This is a genomic window from Pseudoalteromonas sp. NZS11 (assembly GCF_015864765.1).
In the GTDB taxonomy this organism is placed as follows: domain Bacteria; phylum Pseudomonadota; class Gammaproteobacteria; order Enterobacterales; family Alteromonadaceae; genus Pseudoalteromonas; species Pseudoalteromonas arctica.
In genome coordinates this window covers 402,503-420,945 of the sequence record NZ_JADYWP010000001.1, presented here as the reverse complement: position 1 = coordinate 420,945, position 18,443 = coordinate 402,503, and the positions used below count along the sequence as shown (strand labels likewise).

Here is an 18,443-nt window from a genome sequence, read left to right as displayed (position 1 = left end):
AAGCCTTTATACTAGCGCCCATTAAGTATTAGCTTTAATGGTCTTTCCTTTTGTTAAATAACACACCTAAATCACGCTTTGCTGGCATATTACTTGTGCTTGGCATATTACTTATTGCCGCAAATTTACGTGCAACATTTACAGGTATTGCACCTGTGCTTGAACAAATTATTAATCACTTTGGGCTTAGCGCATCGCAAGCTGGGTTTTTAACAACATTGCCACTCATTGCCTTTGCGGTTGTATCGCCAATGGCCGCAACTCTTGCTAAAAAGCAGGGGCTAGAGCGCACCTTGTTTGTGGCTTTGTTATTTATACTTGCAGGGGTTGCAGCGCGGGTAATAAATACCTCAGCCATGCTTTTTGTAGGCACCGCTATTATTGGTGTAGGTATTGCCATCGCAAACGTATTATTACCAAGTTTAATTAAGCGCGACTTTCCTGCAAAGGTTGCGTTAATGACCTCAGCCTACGTGCTTACTATGGGCGTGGTATCGGGTGGGTTTTCCACTTTGGTATTTCCGCTTAGTCAGTTAAACGGATTAGGATGGCAACTTGCGCTGGGCTCATCAGCTCTTATTACTCTGGCGAGTATTATTGTATGGATGTCACAATTAAGTAAGCACACAAAACCCGCGAGTATTGCTCAACACGCTGACACGTCAAAAAGTGTATGGCGCTATTTACTAGCATGGCAAATTACCCTACTGCTGGGTTTAAACTCATTCTTAAATTATATAATTATCACGTGGTTACCTAGCATATTAATCGAAACAGGCCAAAGTGCCACGCAAGCAGGTGCTTATCATGGTGCTTTTCAAATAGCGACTGCATTACCGGGTTTAATATTAATTCCGTTACTTGCCAAATTAAAAGATCAAAGCGCGCTTAGCTTTATTTTGGCCATGCTGAGTGCACTCAGTGCATTGGGGCTGCTTTACATGCCTAACTATGCCTTTGTGTGGACCTTAATGCTGGGTTTTTGCTCTGGTGCATGTTTTATACTGGGGTTGTCGTTTATTAGTTTACGAACTGACGATTCGCAACAAGCAGCGTCGCTTTCAGGTATGTCGCAAAGCGTAGGTTATTTACTCGCGGCTATTGGTCCTATGCTAGCTGGTGCATTACACACGACTACGGGAAGTTGGAGTGCGCCATTATGGCTGTGCGCTATTGCCGGAGTACTGTGTGCATTATGTGGTTTAGGCAGTGGTAAAAACACCACTTTAGCTAAATCAGTTAACTAGTTGCTGTAACCACGAAAATAAACCAGACGAAGTTTTGTTGCTCGTGTGTTTTTGCTCATAGCGTTTATTAGTTGCTTCGCGCTGTTCACGGCGCTCTTGCGCTAAATTAGCTTTTGCAGCAAAACGCAAGCGCTGCTCTTGAGTAAGCTCATCATTAAAACTAATGGCTGTTTTTTTAACTGCTCGGCTGCTTTTGGGTGAACTACACATAATATTTCCTCTGTTATGTAACTACTCAAATAGACAGCCTTTTTGTATAAAAAATTTCAAAAGCAGTATTACTTTTTAGAAGTAATACTGCTGAGTATCAACTAAACAGCACCAATACATTCAACTTCTACCAAAGAATCAAGGGCTAACGCCTTAACTGCAAAAGCACTACGTGCAGGATACGGCGCACTAAAATACTGGGTGTAAATGGCATTAAATGCTTTAAAGTCGTTAATATTGGTAAGCATAACGGTGCACTTTACAATATTGCTCATACTGTAGTTATGTTGCTCTAAAGTGCGTTTAATATTTTCAAGTGTTTGTTTAGTTTCACCTTCAAAACCGCCTTTAGCCAACTTACCTGTTACAGGGTTAATCCCTATTTGCCCCGACATATAAAGCGTATTACCGGCTTTTACTATTTGCGAAAATGGTAAGTTAGGATTAGCTTTGCCTACATTTAAAAAGTCGATATTACTCGAAGCTGCAAATGCACTGCCGGTAATTAATGTGCTTGCTAAAAAAGCGGTTTTTATCAGTGAGTTCATCATCTGGCTTACCTTATTTTTGTGGTGTGGTTTCAAATGAAGGCACTTGATGTAATTCGTTAAGCCAATTAAGCGTCGATTTAGACCAAATTTGTGCTGTTGGCGTAAATTGATCACGCTGATCAACCGCACCAATACGCAAACCATATACACGGTCAGCTTTAGCTTCGTTAGTTGCATAAAGTGTTGTACCACATGTGCCACAAAAACCTTGCGCACGCTTGTTACCGCTTTGCGCTGTTTTAACAAACTCTTTTGGCTCACCTTGGGTAAACACGACCGAGTTTGGCTCTGCAATTATAACGGCTCTAAATGGGCCGCTCGACATGCGTTGGCAATCGCTACAATGGCAAACAAGTGCATTGTTATTTTGAGACTTTGCTTGGTATTTAATTTCACCACAGTAACAGCTTCCAGTAATTTCCATTATTTAAATCCTTAATGCTTATGAAGATTGAATCGAGATATAAGACCGGCAATATCGATTCATTATTTTTAAAATATAAAAAATTGCTCGCCGGTTTGTTTGTATGTTCGGTTAGATTTTTAATTCTTTAGAGTGATTTTTTCAAAGTTGAGCAAGTGCTACAAACATGATCCGATGTTTTAAATAAAACAGCAATACCACGTTAAGCTAATAGCGTAACGTGGTGCGTCTAAATTATTTTTATACCAATTCGCTTAATTAAGTTGTCTATTTTGAGGTAAGAAAACCGTGTCGATAACAAGGCAAAAATTTCGTTATTTAGTTGTTCTATATGAGAAATTTTTAACGAAGTTAACGTGCGGTTTAATCCCTCAAATTGATTATGTATTATTGCGAGTTGGTATTAATGCGCGTTTAAATAATCAACGGCTAATAGACTAAGCGCCTTAGTACCTACTTTAAACGATGATTCGTCGGCATAAAAATAAGGGGAGTGATTACTAGCCACTGTATTTAAATCTTGCTCACTGGGTGTACCGCCTAAAAATACAAATACACTCGGCACTTCTAATGCGTAAAACGAAAAGTCTTCTGCGCCGGTTATTTTCCCCATTTCAACTACGTTATCATTACCCGCTGCTTTTTTAAGACTAGGTAACATTTGCGCGGTTAGCTCTGGGTTATTAATCGTTACCGGATAACCTTCGTGAATGTGTACCTCTGCAGTAGCACCTGACGATTTAGCAATGTGCGTGGCTGTGGTTTTTATTTTTTCAAATATTTGTGCACGATTATCCATATCAAAGTTACGAATTGTACCCACCATTTCTACTTCTTCAGGAATAATATTATTGCGTACGCCTCCCGCTATTTTTCCAAACGAGACAATAGCGGGCTCTTTGGTAATGTTAATTTGGCGACTAACAATATGATTAACGCCAGTTACTATTTGCGCGGCAGCAGCAATAGGGTCAACCCCAGTCCACGGTGCAGAGCCGTGTGCCTGCTTGCCATGTACAATTATTTCAAATCGGTCTGCACTGGCCATTGCAGGGCCACTTCTATAACCAATTTTACCGCTGTGCAAACTAGATGTTATATGTAACCCAAAAGCAGCTTCTGGTTTGTATTGTTTAAATATGCCTTCTTTAAGCATTAGCTCAGCGCCACCCTCTTCCCCCTCTGGTGCGCCTTCTTCTGCAGGCTGAAATACAAACATAATATTACCGTGTAGCTCATCTTTCATGTTTGCAAGCACTTGTGCAGCGCCCATAAGCATGGCCACGTGCGTGTCGTGCCCACAAGCATGCATTATGCCTACATCTACACCACGGTAATTAGTGGTTTTAGTTGACTTAAAATCAACATCGGCTTTTTCAGTAACTGGCAGCGCGTCCATATCTGCACGTAGCATTACTGTTGGACCAGGCTTTGCGCCTTTTAATAACCCCACAACGCCTGTATAAGCAATCCCCGTTTGTACCTCCATACCCAGCGACTTTAAGTGCTTAGCTACGATACCTGCTGTGCGGGTTTCGCGATTACCAAGCTCAGGGTTTTGATGAAAATCACGTCGCCAATCAATAACCTGTTGCTCTATCTTTTTAACTTGCTGATCAATGTTTGCATTGGCATTGAGCGCACTAAGGGCAGCAAAGCCCAGCGCTATTGAAATTAGTGATTTTTTCATCCTGTTTGTCCTTATTATATTTATTGGTTTTATAATATTGATGAGCACGAGCCCTTATGTATTATTGAGAACATAATTAGTTCGCTCTATAACCACTATTACTGAAGGCTCTACAATAATCAATCCCATTTAAGCTAGATGCCCAACTATAGGGGGCCACTTCACTTTTCACTGGTTTTATCTATTTTTAGTTTGAAGATTTAGCGCTAATTAAGCCTACCATTTTTGTTTTTATTGATTTAAAAATGGCATTGAATAGTCAACCAACGCACGTAAAGTGAGTTTTAATAAGCGCGGTGGTGGATAGAAGAAGTTAACGAGTAATAGGCTTGGTACATAATTGCTATTCAAACTATAAAATAAGAATAGCAATGTAGAACCTCCCCTTATGTTGGGGGTAATTATTTAAATGCGTTAGCATTTTTTATGCTGTCAAAATCGTTAAAGCGCACGTTGTGTTGCGCCATTACTTTAAGTATTTTTTCACTTAGCATTTGGCGTAAATAAAACGGCTGATTTGGCACAAAATGGTGGATAGTATGCGTTTTACCAAAGTTAAAGCAAAACAAGTTAAACGGCACAAATAAACGACTCGTTAGTACATGAGTTTGTTCAAGCATATTATTAACGCCGCCATAGTAATGCATGCTTGAGGTAACAAAATTAAGCGAGCTTGAGCGAATAATATTAGGCACAATGAGCACAACCATTAAAAATTCAAACACATTCATTGTACTTAACAACCAGCTAGGTGAATTTAGCGAAAGTGGTATAAATAAATCAACGATATGAAATAAAATAACGCTATATAAAACAGCAAAATACGCAGTAGTTACCGGAAATCCCGCATTAAAAACACTCGAAAAACTAAAGCCATTAATTTCTTTTCTAAAACGTTTAGTAGAAATAACTAACCCTAATAACCCATCTACAATAACTAGCGCACGTAAAAATGGATTTTTAATACCGTTACCCACCAAGCGTTCTTCTAGGTCTTGTTGTGTGCCTGAGGTTTTGTGATGGTGTAAATGCATTTTACGTCGGTACCATGGGCTAATAGTATTTGGCCGCATTAACCATACTGTTAGCATCATAAAATTATGCATGAACGGCTGATTACTAAAGTATTGTTTATGTATGAGGTCGTGCTCTAACTCATGGGAAATAGACGCTGCAATAGCCGCAAGTACTATACATACCCAAGCAGGTATGATGGCTAAATAATATAAAACACCAACACCAATTAATGCGCTAAGCGATAGCAATAAAATAATTAACCCTAAGGTATTTTGATGTGCAAGTAATGGGTACTTTTGACGAAGTGATGCTTCCTCTGCCTTAATTGCTTTCACAATCGATTGAATGTTCTGTTTGGCACTTAATTGAGTCATATATAATGTCTTAAAAACCTTGTTGTACAAATAATACCTGAATTAAGCGCAACATCGGGATAAAGCAGGAATATTTATTGTAGTACGATTAACTATTACCAATAGTTCAATTGCTTATTTATTCAATCGCATAACAAGTTTAATAGCACTCATAACCCAAAATATTCGCTTTATATATCAGCCCAAAAAGACTTAAAAAATTTACCTGTGGAGTATCCTTGCTATAAACGATTAATTATCAACCAGTTGTTTATGTAAATAAAAGAAAAGGCTTGCCGCCCCCTCTTTTGTTTGTATAATGCGGATACAGAATAAGAGGTATATAAGTATCCTTTTTATTTTAAGTGGTTTTTCTTTATCTTTTTATGCTTAAAAGATTAAAGAAAAATTATGCCAGCGTGATGAAATTGGTAGACATGGGGGATTCAAAATCCCCTTCCGAAAGGAGTGCCGGTTCGAGTCCGGCCGCTGGTACCACTTTTTGAACCTCAGCTAATTATTGGCTGAGGTTTTTTTATGCCTAAAATTTAACTAGTAATTTATACCAATTCGCTTAATTAAGTGAGCTATTTTGAGGTAAGAAAACGGTTTCGATAACAAGATAAAACCTAGATGAGTTGAAGCAAAAGCTACAAACCTTTCATTAAAGCCGTCAACGTAATTAGGAAGGTACATAAATCTAATAAGCACGCTAGTTATGCGTCTTGCTCTTGATTTGTTATATCCCCAATTCGACTACTTAACTCTTCGTCACTAACATCTTCTTTGTGTGTACCAATGATCCATATATGACCAAATGGGTCTTGTAGTGTGCCGGTCCTATCACCATAAAACTGGTCATGTAAGGGTCTTATTAGTGTTGCACCTAGATCAATTGCTTTTTTAAATACGGTATCAACATCTTCAACATAAAGCATAAGGCTTAGCGCAGTACCACCGAGTTCTTTTGGGCTTTTTAAATGCTCTTCAGAACCATTATCTGAAAGCATAATATGCGAATCACCAATTATTATTTCTGCATGGGCTATTCCACCATCAGGTAAAGGCATTTGCATTACGTGCTCAGCACTAAATGCATCACAATAAAAATCTATCGCTTTTTGTGCATCGTTCATAATTAAATAAGGTGTAACTGAATGAAACCCTTTTGGTATTGCTGAGACTGCCATAATACTCTCCTTTACTTACACGGTGATTTTTAATATTTAATTAACTAAATATGTGTTTAATTGCCCCCTAAATTTAAGCTTAGCTCATACAAAAAATTGCGTTACTTTTCGAGGTTTAAACGCTTATGCCAAGCAGCAATACTTTCATCAGGGTACTCTTCAAATTGCTTGTCACCTTCATTAATGGGCGCATTTACCCAATTTGCTTTACTACCAAGCATTAAATGAGTGCGCTCTGGTGGTATGGGTAACTCACTATCTATTGCACCTGCAAAGGGGTGAATTTGCTCAGGCCAACGTACATCGTATAACCACAAGTTAGCGCTACAATGCTTACAAAAATGACGCTCTGCGGGGCTGATTTTATCGCCTATTTTTGCATGATAAATAGTTATGTGTTCACGCCCTGTGACTTCAAGCGTGTTGTATTGCGCATTCAAGTTAATAACAAACCCACCGCTCCCTGCGGTTTTACGACAAATAGAGCAGTAACATAAATTGTAAGGATAAGGGTGTTTTGAGTTGACCGTAAATACCACTTTGCCACAGTGACAAGCGCCATTAAGCTTCATAATAAATCCAATTTTATTGCTGGCTTGAATTAATACCTTAGCTAGGTGAGCTTAAAAAAACCACAACAATTCATGCTGTGGTTTTTTTAATTATTGGCTTACTATCGTTTCCAATATCTTAAATTACGCAATATATTTATAAATTTATCGGCTGAATGTGCCTCTAAATCTATCCAACCATCATCTACTTTTCCATCAAGGCCTGCCGCTTTAAATAAAGGCTTAGCCTCATTTGTGTAGCCTATGTATTTCATATGTGCGTACGCATCACTTACAAAGTCTTTAGCTTCTGCTATGGCAGCTAGTTTTTCGGCTCCCTCTTCAGTGGTGAGTACAAGTACCGCATCATATAAAACCGATGGACCACCATTAATAACCTGGTCTGCTTTAAAGTGCTTACCTTTACTGCATTTAGCACCGCCGACTTGTGGGGCAATAATTTCAAAGTTTGCGCCTTCACTTTCAAGTGAATTAGTAACCGATTCAAAAATTTCTGCATCAAACCCGTCACTCACTAAAATTCCTAATTTGCGTCCTTTAAATGTATTTGGCGCATTTTTTAAAATACTTAACGCATCAGACACAGGTAAGTCTTTACGTGTTGGCATAGCAGCTTCTGCTGGATCTGGCATTTCTTGCAAGCCAAGTCCTTCGGCCACTTTATTTGCAAGGGTTTCGTCAATATTTAACAAGTGCGATACCAACCGTTCTCGTATTGGTAAATGTTCAACTTTAGAAAGCTCAAACACGTACGCAGATTGAATATGCGCCTGCTCTACCTCTGTTTGACTTAAATAAAATTGACGAGCTTGACTGTAATGATCGCTGAATGTTTCTGAGCGATAACGCAGTTTATCACCACCACTTACTTCAGGCTCGCTTGAGCTCTTAAAGCCATGTACTGGGCATTCGCGCGGGTTGTTTTCGTCGCCGCTCCATGAGTTTGGCTCGTAATTAACACGCCCTTTTGGATTGTGCATTGCCATGTGGCCATCTTGCTGAAAATGACGCATTGGGCATTTAGGCGCATTCACCGGAATATGCGTAAAGTTAGGACCACCTAAACGCTTAGTTTGAGTATCTAAGTATGAAAAGTTACGACCTTGCAGTAGCGGGTCGGGAGTAAAATCGAGCCCTGGTACAATGTTTTGAGTACAAAATGCAACTTGCTCTGTTTCTGCAAAAAAGTTGTCGACAACACGGTCAAGCACCATACGGCCAACAATTTGTACTGGTACTTGTTCCTCTGGTATAAGCTTGGTGGCATCAAAAATATCAAATTCAAATTCATCAGCAAACTGCTGATCAAACACTTGCACACCTAACTCCCATTCAGGGAAGTCGCCGTTACCAATTGATTCCCACATGTCTCTGCGATGAAAATCAGGATCGGCGCCGTTAAGCTTAAGTGCTTCGTTCCATACTACCGATTGCATACCGCCTTTTGGTTTCCAATGAAATTTAACGAATTTTTCATCGCCTTTGGCATTAATAAATTTAAAGGTATGAACGCCAAAACCTTCCATAAAGCGTAAAGAGCGCGGAATAGCTCTATCAGACATTGCCCACATAACCATATGCATTGACTCAGGCGACAAGCTTACAAAATCCCAAAAGTTATCGTGCGCGGTTTGCGCTTGCGGAAAACCTCGGTCAGGCTCTGCTTTAGCTGAATGAACTAAGTCTGGAAACTTCATTGCATCCTGAATAAAAAATACCGGTATATTGTTACCCACTAAATCCCAGTTTCCCTCTTGGGTATAAAACTTAACCGCAAAACCGCGTACATCACGGGCTAAATCTGGCGATCCTTTATTACCTGCAACCGTAGAGAAACGAGTAAACACTGGCGTTTTTTCACCTTTTCGCTGAAAAATATCTGCACAGGTTAAATCTTCAAGCGTGTCGTAAGTTTCAAAATATCCGTGTGCACCATAGCCTCTAGCGTGCACTACACGCTCAGGAATGCGCTCGTGATCAAAGTGAAAGATCTTCTCGCGCATTATGTGATCTTCTAATAATCCTGGGCCACGCTTTCCAGCACGTAATGAATTTTGATCGTCACTTACAGGGCAGCCCTGCGCGGTGGTCATGGTAGGGTGTTCATCCGACGCTTTTTGATGCAATTCACCGCCATGCCCTTTATTACCTGCGTATTTAAATGATTCAGCCATGTTTAGTCCTTCATACAGTTTGATTTAATGGGTCAATAGTTTTTATGAGCTTAAAAGCTAAAAGCGACTATGCAAATGCAAAATAAAGACCAGCCATCCAACCTAGTAAAAAAGGGCTGTACAGATAACAATGTAGTATTTGAAGTGGTTTATAAAAGAAAAGGTTACACAGGTATGTAACTTTTTCACACAAAAAAAGAGCACTTAAAAGTGCTCTTAGGTTTATGCATTTTTAAATTTAATTAATCTTTATTCTCGTTAACTAAAATAACTTTACGATGTGGGAAAGGTATTTCAATGTTGTTTTCATCAAGTGCTTTTTTAATTAACTCTGGCACCGTGTAAAGAATATCGAAGTAATGCTCGCCCTTACAAAAAGGTCTTACTAAAAAGTCTACTGAGCTGTTGTTAAGAGTTTCTACTTCAACAAAAGGAGCTGGATCTTTTAGTATGTGTGGGTGCGCTGCAAGTACGGCATCTATAACTTTACGTACAGCCGTTGTATCTTCACCGTAAGCAACACCAAAATGCATATCCACACCACGAATTGGATGATGTGAATGGTTTATAATTTGCGCGCCCCAAATTTGACTATTTGGAATAATAACCTGTTGGTTATCGAACGTTTGTAAAATAGTAGTAAACATATCTACTTCTGTTACTTTACCAAAACGCCCTGCTGCCTCAATAAAGTCATTCACTTTATAAGGTCTGAAAACAAGCAACATAACGCCCGCTGCAAGGTTCGACATTGCACCTTGTAACGCCAAGCCTATAGCAAGCCCCGCAGCACCTAGCAAAGCAATAATAGAGGCTGTTTGTACACCAAAGCGATTTAACACAGCAATAATAACGAACGCTAATATGATGTAGCGAGCCATGCTGCCTAAAAAGCGAAAAAGCGTGTCATCAAGATGAGTGTATTTATGACACAAGCCAATAATTAAATTGCGTACTTTGCCTGCCAGCCATAAGCCCGCAAGTAAAATTGCAATCGCCAGTAATATGTTGGTTGCCCACGTAATTGCAGCGGGTAAATATTGATTAATATCAATGTTGTTTATTATGTCTTCCATTGTTTTTCCTGTTTTAAAAACTTTTAACTGACTTCAATCCATACTAAGCGCAATAGTTTAACAAAAAATTAACTAAAGTACGACTATAGGAGTAATTTAAAACATAAAGAAAGAGCGTTCCCTTAAAACATGTCATCGCTCACGTAAATCTTTCAACACATAATTTTGCTTTACCCCTTGGTTTATAGCTTAAATAATTAAACTTTAACTAGTTCATAAATAAAGTTAATGCCCAATATAAATCTCAGTTAACTCTTTTAATTTTCTAATTATTGCTGGCACTCATCTATAAATTTACCGATAATCTCACCTAAGCGCGCATATATTGGCGAGACAACACAATTGGATGAAATTAAAACAAAGGATTATTATGAAAAAGTACTCAATTTTACTTACAGCGGCAGCACTTATTGTACTTGCTGGTTGTTCAACATCTGTTGCAGTAAGAGACTTTGAACAAAACCCTATTCCGCAAACATCAACAATTACCAACAGTGAAGCTGACGTAGAAAAAGGTATTCTAAAAGCATGTATTCAGCTTGGGTGGAAGTGTACGCCTATGAGTGAAGGTAAAATAAAAGGTGTACTGGATATTCGCACACACCAATTAACAATCGATATTGCGTATGACAAAACGGCATACTCAATCAACTATAAAGACTCAATTAACTTAAACTACAACGGCAAAAAAATTCACCGTCAGTATGTTAATTGGGTAACAAACCTTATACGCCATATAGACGCTGAAATGATTTAGCAGCGCGTTAATCTGCTTTAAACATTATAAAAAGCACTAAATATGAATAATAAAAATGGAGAAGCTACCTATAGCTTCTCCATTTTTTAGTTGAGTTTTAAACAGTAATAATTACGTCAAAAATATTACTAACGTTCAACTAGCTAAAAGGCAAAAAAGCACCAAACCTAACACTATTAGTAAAAGTACTCTCCCGTATTTTCACTCTATGATGAATGAGTGATTTTTTACTTATCCCCCTTCGTAAAAACATATTTTATATCTTGCTATAACGCAGCTTCGCTCATATAGTCAGCAAATTATCACACCTTTATTTTGAACACCTTTGTTTATGAAATCTTCTGCTCCTGCTAGTGATTTTGGTACCTTATTAGGTTACGCACCTGGTAATGTTGCTGTGTATTCATCTGATTATGATACGGCTGACGAAAGTATTTATCCTAATCGTAGCGCCTTTCGTAGTTACCTTGATGGCATTTACATGGGCTATAAATGGCAATGCGTTGAGTTTGCACGTCGATGGATGTATCTCAACCATAGTTATATTTTTGATGATATTGCTATGGCTTACGATATTTTTGAGCTGCGTTCTGTGCGCGATGTAAATAGTCAAAACAGACTGCCACTAAACGCGTTTAAAAACGGTGCTAAACATCATCCTCAGGTAGGTAGCTTACTTATTTGGGAAGAAGGCGGCGAGTTTGAAGAAACAGGCCATGTTGCTGTCGTTGTTGAAGTATATGAAGATAAAATACGCCTTGCTGAGCAAAATGTAGGACACCAAATATGGCCAAAAGATCAAAGCTGGTGTCGTGAACTAAAAGCAAAAGTAACTAAAGATGGCGACTATTGGATTGAGTGCTCTTACAGCGACGCCACTATTTTAGGCTGGATGACACAAACTGATGAAACAGAATATGCTGAGCCAACGTCAGAGCTAAACACCGACTTATTTATTATAGAAGCCCATAAAGCAGTAGATACAGGCCAAGCAAACAAGTCATGGTTAAATATTGCGAATGACGATGAAGCTGCCTACGTAGAAATGATGCAAGGCCATAAACTTACATCAGTAGCTGAGGATCAACATAATTACTTTGCGATATCTCAAACGGCGCAGCAAAGCATTGAGCATGCTACAAATGAGCTACATGGCTTATTTATGCATGCAACCGACTATGTACTGCAGCACCCTGAGTTATTAAAAAAGTTCAATTTACCCGATGTTGTGCTTAATAAAATTCGCCAATCGTGGGATAACCGCTTAAACCAATTAATTACCAGTCGGTTTGACTTTGCTCTAACCACAGCAGGTTTAAAAGTTTACGAATACAATTGCGATTCGGCATCGTGTTATATGGAAAGCGGTAAGGTTCAGGGTAAATGGGCAAAACACTTTGGTGTTAAAACAGGTGTAGATGCAGGCCAAAATTTATTTAAAGATCTCGTAAAAGCATGGCGTAAAAGTGAAGTAAAAGGTCTTGTTCATATTCTGCAAGATGATGAACCAGAAGAGCATTACCACGCATTATTTATGAAAGAAGCCATTGAAGCCGCGGGCTTTGAGTGTAAGTTAGTAATTGGCTTAAGCACACTTCGCTGGAATGAATCAGGCAACATAGTAGATGAAGACGGCTCACAGCTGAGCTATGTGTGGAAAACCTGGTCGTGGGAAACCGCACTTGATCAAATTCGTGAAGAATGTGAAGCCGACCAATCATTAGGTGATAACTTTGAACCACAATTCAAAATTGGTGAAACGCCACGCTTAGTCGATGTATTACTGCGTAAAAATGTCATGGTGTTTGAACCGCTGTGGACATTAATTCCTAGTAACAAAGCTATTTTGCCAATACTGTGGAGCTTATTCCCTAATCATAAATATTTACTTAATACCGCGTTTGATCTTAACGACGAGTTATTACAAACCGGATATGTAGTTAAACCAATAGTAGGTCGATGTGGCGCTAATATTCAACTTGTTGATGAACAGCAGCAAGTTATAGAAAAAACAATGGGGCACTTTGCAGAGCAAGACCAAATATACCAACAACTATTTGCACTGCCTAAAGTAGATGACTATTTTGTACAAATATGTAGTTTTACAGCCGCCGGAAAATACTCTGGTGGTGGCGTACGTGTTGATAAAAGCATGATCATAAACGGCCATAGCGATTGTATGGCACTGCGTATTAAATAAATAATACTAAGCCCGCAATTTTGCTGCGGGCTTAAGTTTGTGTAGACCCCCTTCCCTCTTTTAAGTTTTATAGCTATCTCAAGCGAGTTACTCCTGATAGAGTAAATTTATTAAACACCACAAACTAAGGTATTTCATGGCGAATCAATTTAATGTACTTGGCACACGTTTAAAACTATGTTGCGGTAATGGTGGCTACACACGTGAAGGATTTTGTTATGTACCAGAATCAGATCTTGGCAATCACAGTGTGTGTGCAATTATGACTGACGAGTTTTTACAATTTTCAAAATCACAAGGTAACGACTTAATAAGCCCAAACCCTCTTTACGATTTTGAAGGTTTAAAAGCCGGTGATAAATGGTGCTTGTGTGCAGTAAGATGGCTTCATGCTATTTCAGCAAACGTTGCGCCACCAGTGGTACTTGAAGCCACAAATAAAAAATCATTAGAAATAGTGCCGCTCGATGTTTTAAAAGCGCACGAATATATAGCCAAAGTTTAAATACACTTAAGCGTTATTAAATTAAAGTCTGCAGATTTTACAAATGTATGCAGGCTTTTCAAAAATTCAATCACCCCTCCAGCCTCTAAAATCTTAAATAAAAACATAACCTCATGTTTTTAAATCACTTTTAAAAACAATCAACTTACGGCATAACAGTTGCTTCATTAAGTTTAAGTCATGCTCATAACGCAACATATTATATGAGCAACACATTACTTAATGTAGGAGAAATTATGAGTAACAATAACGAATCAAACAAAACAACTAAATTTACCGCGCCAGGTATGAGTGACGAATCAGCTCAAAAAACAATAGCTACGCTAGATAACCGCATGGTTGCATTGATAGATTTACAGCTTACTTTAAAGCATATTCACTGGAACGTAGTGGGACCTAACTTTATTGGCGTACACGAAATGATAGACCCACAAGTAGACATTGTGCGCGAAATGACAGATACAATTGCAGAGCGAATTGCGACTCTTGGTGGAGTGCCCGTTGGTACGCCTAAATCAATTGTAGATCGTCGTACATGGAACGAATACTCAGTAGGTAAAGGGTTAGTAACCGAGCATTTAGCCGCACTTGATAAAGTATACAACGGCGTTAATGGCGATCACCGTAAAGCAATTGAGACTCTTTCTGAATTGGATCCGGTGTCTGAAGATATGATCACCAGCCAACTAGCTGACCTAGAGCAATTTCAGTGGTTTATTAGAGCCCATTTAGAATCATCTACAGGCGAGTTAAAAAGCTAATATATTTAATCTAAGAAAGCCCAGCATTAATATGCTGGGCTTTTTTTTGCGCAAAAATCACTCTATTTATAATCATATATAGATATGTATCAGTAAGCTCTAATACAAATTCATATAAAAACAATAGAAAATTGGTATTACCAAAACAAATAACCAAAATAAAATTGAATGATTTTATACTCCTTACTATTTCGCAAATTTATAAGCCATAGCCAACCTTTAATGAACATCTCATTATTTTAACATCACTTAAAAAACAAACTAAATACGTATAAAAGTACGGCATAAAATTTAAAAACAGCACTAAAAAGTGTATTTAATAGTACAAATAATATAAAAAAACGCCTTTGGTAAACATACTTCAATAAAATTCACTCAAAATATAAAAAATAAAAATACACCATAAGCCATTAAATTTATTAAATATAAGCAAAATAAAAGAACACTTTGTAATACACCTTGTGAATTTTTGGTAAACAAAGGTTGTAATAAAAGCTGAATTGGACTAATTTCAACCATACCACCTGTATGACACGCTACAGGGAAACAGCAGTTAAATTGGTTAACCAAACCAAGTAACAACACACACAATGACGTAAGTCGTACCCAAACGGGAGAGATACATGAAACTCAATCAAATTACTTCAACATTAATTAATAAACATAAAAGAAGTAGCTCTACAACAATCAGTGCAGCAGCCCTTTTATTAATGGCTTCTTCTACTATTGCAGCGCAAGAGGCTCCGGCAGCTTCAGAAACGGCAGCTGCAGATATTGAAGTTATTGAAGTAAAAGGCATGCTAGGTAGTATGAAAGCCGCCGCTATGCTTAAGCGTACTGACGGACGTATTGTAGATGCGATTGTTGCTGAAGACATTGGTAAGTTACCTGATAATAATATTGCAGAAGCACTGCAACGTATTACTGGTGTATCTATTAATACCGATTTTGGTGTGGGTGACAGTGTTTCGATTCGTGGCTTACCTCAAAACCGTGTTGAATTAAACGGTCGCTCTACTATTGGCGACTCTCGTGACGGTATTAGCTTACAAGATTACCCATCAAGTTTCTTAAAAACAGTAGAAGTAGTTAAGTCTCCTACTGCCGATATGATTGAAGGTGCATTAGGCGGAACAGTTAGCTTAAAAACAGTTCGCCCATTAGAGTTAGATAAACTAACTGGTGCAGTTTCATTAGATGGTGAATATGCAGATAAAACAGAAAAAGTAGCACCTATTTTTAGTGGTTCACTTGGTAACAACTGGGACTTTGACGAAATGGGTACCTTTGGTGCCATTGCTATGTTTTCGTATCAAGATCGTGAAATTCGTCAAGATGAAACGTCTAGCCGTGTTAAACCTCAAGACATTGATATTAATGGCCAAGAAGGTAATACACCAAGTGGCAACGCTATCGTACGAGACGAGCACAGTGTTGAACAATATGTAGAACAACGTAAACGTACTGCTGTAAATTTATCACTTCAGTGGGCACCGCAATCTGGTAATGGCATGGTGTATCTTGATTTAAGTGGCACTAAACGCTCTGGTGAGCAAAGTGGTAACTCTATATTAGGTGTTGCGGGTTCGTTATCAACAGATGCAAATACAACTCAAGATGCTAACGGCGTAAATAATTACACGCTAACAAACGAATTTGGTATCCCTAAAACATACAGTGACTTTCGTGAAACTGACTCGTTTTCAAATGCACTTGGTGCAGAGTGGAACCTTACTGACAGTATAAAAATCTCTGGTGAAATTGCAGTAGCATCATCAGAAAGCGTAAGACCTGATTCTGAATTTACACTTCGCCCAATCGAAAAATCAACATTTGAAGCAAGTGGCGGAACTCAGCTAACAAATCATTTATATGATGGTGCATTTTCTCAAGACGGTAATAAATTACCAAGCATCATTCATTCAGATCCAAATGCATTTACTGACCCACAAAACTTAGCACTCCGTACGTTTAAAAGTGAAGATAGAAGAACAGATAATGACGAAACAGCTATTCGTTTTGATGTTGAAATGTTTGAGCCACTCAGCAGCTTGAGCTGGGTGTCTAAAGTAAAAGCAGGTGTACGTGTTACTAACCGTGATTACGAATACGAGCAATACAAAGTAGAAATTAAAGACATTTACAAAAATGCATTTAACGACTCAGATGGTTCATTAGCTACTTTATGGGTTGATGACTACAACGCTGCTTTTTCAAATAGCTTCACAACAGTTAGCCACGACAACTCTTTTGACCAATTAGGTCATTCGGGGCAAAACGACCTACTAACGTTTTTAAGCTACAACGGTTTATCTAACCCAGCAAATACTTATGCTCAACTTCAGCAGTTACTTGCAGGCACAAACCTAGCGTCAACAGGCAGTCTTTCAGATAACCAAGAGTTCCAAGAAAGCGCATACCGTAACGTAGTTGAAGATACAGCTGCCGTATATATATCAGCGTACTTAGACTTTGATAACATTACTGCGATTGTGGGTGGTCGTTATGTGACTACAGATTTAGAATCAAGCGTATTTCTTAATGGCGAAAAAGTAACTGGCGACAATGACTACAGCGACTTTTTACCAAGCTTAAACGTTACGTATAACTACTCAGACGAAACATTATTCCGCTTTGCTGCTGCAAAAGTTATGCGCCGCGCTGACTTTAGCGAGCTAAGCCCTGCATTTGACGTTAATAACGACATTACAGGTGCAACGCAAGGCTCTATTGATTTAGAACCATACCGTGCAACGCAATACGACTTATCTGTAGAGCATTACTTTGATGAAGGTAACGTACTATCTTTCGCAGTATTTTATAAAGATGTTGAGTCTTTCTTAAGTAACGAAAGTAGCTGTGTAGCAGCATCAAGCACTTCAACAGGTCAAAACGTAACTCAGTGGAACCAAGTATGTCAGCTTGACGTTGCAGGTGTATCTCAAGACAACCTAGTTTACTCAGATGCGACTGACTACCCTGTAGATATAGATGGCTTTAACCATGTTGCAGGCTTGCGTGACGCAGGACTAACGGGTATTGATACAGTTAAAAATGTAAACGGTGAAAACGGCTCAGTACAAGGTTTTGAAGTTGGTTACCAACAGTTCTTCACAAGCTTACCTGGTGCATTTTCTGGCTTAGGTGTTAATGCAAACTACACGTATGCAGACAGCGAACAACCAAACGGCAACCCATTATTAGATATTTCTAAAAATACGTACAACTTACAAGTATTTTGGGAATACGAAGGGTTCTCTACTCGTATCGCTTATAACTACCGTGACAGTTTCTTAGATACAGAAAACGAGAAACGCGTAGAAAATATTAACTCAGACGGCAGCATTTCAGCAGAAGGCACTGTTTACGGTAATAACTACCGTGACGACAGAGGCCAGTTAGATTTCTCTGCAAGCTGGGATATTAACGAAAACGTGACCTTAGTAGGTAATGCGACCAACTTAACGGGTGAGCCTTCAATCTACCTATCTGAACTAGGTGGTGCTTGGAAGTACACTGAAGCGGATCGCCGTTACAGCTTTGGTATTCGCGCTAAATTTTAATTTTCCCTAAAAACTAAAGCCTGCTTTTATGCAGGCTTTTTTACGTCTATAAAAAAGTAGCTTTATATTACGTAAAAAACACACCCACCTAGCTATACTTATTTGAACATTAAATTTACTATCAAAGCGTTACTACTATTAACAGGAAAAGTT

General features: G+C 38.6%; 15 protein-coding genes and 1 tRNA gene. 7 read left to right on the top strand and 9 right to left on the bottom strand.

What is annotated here, in order from left to right; translation table 11 throughout:
* Window positions 1-50: 50 nt before the first annotated feature.
* On the top strand, window positions 51-1,247 hold the full coding sequence (locus I6E82_RS01875) for an MFS transporter (RefSeq protein WP_197116552.1): 1,197 nt from the start codon (window positions 51-53) through the stop codon (window positions 1,245-1,247).
* Here the strand turns inward: I6E82_RS01875 and I6E82_RS01870 are convergent.
* The 5 genes from I6E82_RS01870 to I6E82_RS01850 all read right to left on the bottom strand — a co-directional run bounded on the left by I6E82_RS01870 (window position 1,236) and on the right by I6E82_RS01850 (window position 5,513).
* Entirely contained in the window at window positions 1,236-1,457 is a 222-nt protein-coding gene (locus I6E82_RS01870; RefSeq protein WP_165740953.1) for a hypothetical protein, read from the bottom strand. The genes I6E82_RS01875 and I6E82_RS01870 overlap by 12 nt on opposite strands.
* A 101-nt stretch (window positions 1,458-1,558) precedes the next feature.
* The gene (locus tag I6E82_RS01865) at window positions 1,559-2,008 is read right to left on the bottom strand and encodes a RidA family protein (protein WP_231616846.1); all 450 of its coding nucleotides are present in this window, start codon (window positions 2,006-2,008) and stop codon (window positions 1,559-1,561) included.
* A gap of 10 nt (window positions 2,009-2,018) precedes the next feature.
* Window positions 2,019-2,432, bottom strand: coding sequence for a GFA family protein (locus tag I6E82_RS01860; RefSeq protein ID WP_010553118.1), 414 nt, complete (start codon window positions 2,430-2,432; stop codon window positions 2,019-2,021).
* A gap of 403 nt (window positions 2,433-2,835) precedes the next feature.
* Entirely contained in the window at window positions 2,836-4,122 is a 1,287-nt protein-coding gene (locus tag I6E82_RS01855; RefSeq protein ID WP_197116551.1) for an amidohydrolase, read from the bottom strand.
* Window positions 4,123-4,523: 401 nt separating this feature from the next.
* Window positions 4,524-5,513: a fatty acid desaturase gene (locus I6E82_RS01850; protein WP_197116550.1), complete on the bottom strand. Its 990-nt coding sequence runs from the start codon at window positions 5,511-5,513 to the stop codon at window positions 4,524-4,526.
* A 392-nt stretch (window positions 5,514-5,905) separates the two neighbouring features.
* On the opposite strand from I6E82_RS01850, the gene I6E82_RS01845 reads away from it, so the two are divergent.
* Window positions 5,906-5,990: transfer RNA gene (locus I6E82_RS01845), tRNA-Leu, on the top strand.
* A gap of 218 nt (window positions 5,991-6,208) precedes the next feature.
* Here I6E82_RS01845 and I6E82_RS01840 read toward each other — a convergent pair.
* From I6E82_RS01840 to I6E82_RS01825, 4 genes are all read right to left on the bottom strand, one after another.
* Window positions 6,209-6,682, bottom strand: a complete 474-nt coding sequence (locus tag I6E82_RS01840) for a VOC family protein (RefSeq protein WP_197116549.1) — start codon at window positions 6,680-6,682, stop codon at window positions 6,209-6,211.
* A 101-nt stretch (window positions 6,683-6,783) separates the two neighbouring features.
* Window positions 6,784-7,254, bottom strand: a complete 471-nt coding sequence (locus I6E82_RS01835; protein WP_197116548.1) for a GFA family protein — start codon at window positions 7,252-7,254, stop codon at window positions 6,784-6,786.
* 101 nt (window positions 7,255-7,355) lie between these two features.
* On the bottom strand, window positions 7,356-9,428 hold the full coding sequence (locus I6E82_RS01830; protein WP_197116547.1) for a catalase: 2,073 nt from the start codon (window positions 9,426-9,428) through the stop codon (window positions 7,356-7,358).
* A 242-nt stretch (window positions 9,429-9,670) separates the two neighbouring features.
* The gene (locus I6E82_RS01825; protein WP_165721105.1) at window positions 9,671-10,504 is read right to left on the bottom strand and encodes a mechanosensitive ion channel family protein; all 834 of its coding nucleotides are present in this window, start codon (window positions 10,502-10,504) and stop codon (window positions 9,671-9,673) included.
* A gap of 370 nt (window positions 10,505-10,874) precedes the next feature.
* Here I6E82_RS01825 and I6E82_RS01820 point away from each other — a divergent pair, with 370 nt between their 5' ends.
* The 5 genes from I6E82_RS01820 (at window position 10,875) to I6E82_RS01800 (ending at window position 18,290) form a co-directional block, all read left to right on the top strand.
* Window positions 10,875-11,261 (top strand): hypothetical protein, encoded by a 387-nt coding sequence (locus I6E82_RS01820; RefSeq protein WP_024598848.1) that lies wholly within the window; start codon window positions 10,875-10,877, stop codon window positions 11,259-11,261.
* Window positions 11,262-11,592: 331 nt separating this feature from the next.
* On the top strand, window positions 11,593-13,461 hold the full coding sequence (gene gss / locus I6E82_RS01815; RefSeq protein WP_197116546.1) for a bifunctional glutathionylspermidine amidase/synthase: 1,869 nt from the start codon (window positions 11,593-11,595) through the stop codon (window positions 13,459-13,461).
* A gap of 136 nt (window positions 13,462-13,597) precedes the next feature.
* The gene (locus tag I6E82_RS01810; RefSeq protein WP_007581464.1) at window positions 13,598-13,966 is read left to right on the top strand and encodes a DUF2237 family protein; all 369 of its coding nucleotides are present in this window, start codon (window positions 13,598-13,600) and stop codon (window positions 13,964-13,966) included.
* A gap of 236 nt (window positions 13,967-14,202) precedes the next feature.
* Window positions 14,203-14,727 carry a DNA starvation/stationary phase protection protein Dps gene (gene dps, locus I6E82_RS01805; protein ID WP_010553097.1) on the top strand — a complete coding sequence of 175 codons (525 nt, stop codon included), beginning with the start codon at window positions 14,203-14,205 and terminating at the stop codon, window positions 14,725-14,727.
* A gap of 623 nt (window positions 14,728-15,350) precedes the next feature.
* A complete protein-coding gene (locus I6E82_RS01800) occupies window positions 15,351-18,290 on the top strand; it encodes a TonB-dependent receptor (protein WP_169059817.1) in 2,940 nt (979 codons plus the stop codon).
* Window positions 18,291-18,443: the final 153 nt, after the last annotated feature.

Coding starts and splice junctions, on each gene's coding strand:
- dps (WP_010553097.1), top strand. CDS start 14,203: ATGAGTAACAATAACGAATCAAACAAAACAACTAAATTTACCGCGCCA.
- I6E82_RS01810 (WP_007581464.1), top strand. CDS start 13,598: ATGGCGAATCAATTTAATGTACTTGGCACACGTTTAAAACTATGTTGC.
- I6E82_RS01860 (WP_010553118.1), bottom strand. CDS start 2,432: ATGGAAATTACTGGAAGCTGTTACTGTGGTGAAATTAAATACCAAGCA.
- I6E82_RS01835 (WP_197116548.1), bottom strand. CDS start 7,254: ATGAAGCTTAATGGCGCTTGTCACTGTGGCAAAGTGGTATTTACGGTC.
- I6E82_RS01865 (WP_231616846.1), bottom strand. CDS start 2,008: ATGATGAACTCACTGATAAAAACCGCTTTTTTAGCAAGCACATTAATT.
- I6E82_RS01830 (WP_197116547.1), bottom strand. CDS start 9,428: ATGGCTGAATCATTTAAATACGCAGGTAATAAAGGGCATGGCGGTGAA.
- I6E82_RS01820 (WP_024598848.1), top strand. CDS start 10,875: ATGAAAAAGTACTCAATTTTACTTACAGCGGCAGCACTTATTGTACTT.
- I6E82_RS01850 (WP_197116550.1), bottom strand. CDS start 5,513: ATGACTCAATTAAGTGCCAAACAGAACATTCAATCGATTGTGAAAGCA.
- I6E82_RS01855 (WP_197116551.1), bottom strand. CDS start 4,122: ATGAAAAAATCACTAATTTCAATAGCGCTGGGCTTTGCTGCCCTTAGT.
- I6E82_RS01800 (WP_169059817.1), top strand. CDS start 15,351: ATGAAACTCAATCAAATTACTTCAACATTAATTAATAAACATAAAAGA.
- I6E82_RS01825 (WP_165721105.1), bottom strand. CDS start 10,504: ATGGAAGACATAATAAACAACATTGATATTAATCAATATTTACCCGCT.
- I6E82_RS01840 (WP_197116549.1), bottom strand. CDS start 6,682: ATGGCAGTCTCAGCAATACCAAAAGGGTTTCATTCAGTTACACCTTAT.
- gss (WP_197116546.1), top strand. CDS start 11,593: ATGAAATCTTCTGCTCCTGCTAGTGATTTTGGTACCTTATTAGGTTAC.
- I6E82_RS01870 (WP_165740953.1), bottom strand. CDS start 1,457: ATGTGTAGTTCACCCAAAAGCAGCCGAGCAGTTAAAAAAACAGCCATT.